The 1,399-nt window shown below is 52.2% G+C and carries 1 protein-coding gene; it reads right to left on the bottom strand.

Annotated elements, in window-relative coordinates; translation table 11 throughout:
• Positions 1–601: hypothetical protein (locus tag QW71_RS38440; RefSeq protein ID WP_152679948.1), on the bottom strand; the 601-nt coding region annotated here is incomplete at its 3' end.
• Between the last annotated feature and the right edge of the window lie 798 nt (positions 602–1,399).

Below are 1,399 nucleotides of genomic sequence, written 5' to 3'. Positions count from 1 at the left end.
CCAGCAGGTCCACGCGGCTGTCGCCGCCCAGCCGCTGGCTCTCCGCCACCGCGGCGAACAACGCTTCAAGCTGCGCATCCTGCAGCGCGGCCAGTCTTGCCGGGCGAGCGGCCAGCTCCGGCGTATAGGGCAGAGCTACTGCGGCCCAGACACCGTCCGCCGACTCCAGGAGTGCGGCAGCGGCAGCCCGCAGCCGGTAATAAATCCGCTGCAGGATACGCTCGGCCTGCCCCTCATCCCCGCAGGACATCCAGCTCGAATAGAGTGCGGCAAGCTCCGGCTCCAGCAGCCATTCCTCGCTGCGGATCAGACAGGGACCAGCAGGGTAAGTACCGGGCTCCTCCCGAAGAAGGGACCGGTCGCCCAGTCCGTCGCGCAGCACCAGAAAAGCCGGACGTTCACCCGGACGGCGGAAATAGGTCCGGCTCATGTTCCCACTACTCTTACGCCGCTCTCCGTCGGTAAGAAATTCCGCTGCAGCGGAAGCTACAGATGCAGACTGGCTCATCTCCATGCCAATAGTCCGGTCGCCGGCATTATACTTGAACGGGCGCTCCTCATTATTTTGATTCTGATCCTGCTGACGTTCACCCTTCATCATCGCACCCACCTTTTTTAACTTTGGATTGCTGTCGGCGTTGCTCCCCTTATGGCGATGCCACCGGCATTTTACGATGCTTCAATCTATAAATACTGGTAAAGGTCCCGAAATATGCAAACGGTATCAAATGAATACGGCGCAGCCCTATAAACTTGTGATTTTACCGATTTACAATACCGGAACCATCTTTTTTCCGCCAACAGCACTTATACTATACTGGATTAGTGTTTTCTCATTCCCCATATTTTCCATTTGTTAGTAATCTCGATAAACACTACGCAGGAGGAGCTTATGCAATTAGACGATAACCTTATTAAAAATAGGCGGTTACTTGTACTCCTGCTTTTGCTTATATCCAATATTGCTCTGCTGTCAGTACTCCAAATGTTCGGATATGATTTCGTCCCTTATTGCCTATTTCAAATCTCCTGAACAGATTTAAGCGGTTATCGTTAAATATCGTGTAGCTACTGTGGGGGAAAGTTCCTGCTTCTTTGACTTTTATCAAGAAGCCTTCTTCGGATTATTCATGAAAAAGCTGGAGGGACAAGATATTCACTCAAATTCAGGCACCCTCAGTGGATCTTACACCCGAGCAGTTCCGGGAACTGGCTATCTCCAATCGAAGAACAAAATCCCCCTAACGGGTGAATCAGCCGAAGCTATGCAGCCTGTGCAGCTGATGTAAATTTTAAGCCCATTTCACATTGCTCTATTCTGACTGCTTCCGGGGCAGCCGCCGGTAAAATCAGGGGCACTTTTGCTCCTCATTCCTGCCTGCCGCCCACTTTTGGCGGA

Origin of the sequence: Paenibacillus sp. IHB B 3415, assembly GCF_000802655.2 — a bacterium.
In the GTDB taxonomy this organism is placed as follows: domain Bacteria; phylum Bacillota; class Bacilli; order Paenibacillales; family Paenibacillaceae; genus Paenibacillus_AQ; species Paenibacillus_AQ phytohabitans.
The sequence above is the reverse complement of the archived record's forward strand: the minus strand, read 5'-3'. Positions and strand labels throughout refer to the sequence as shown.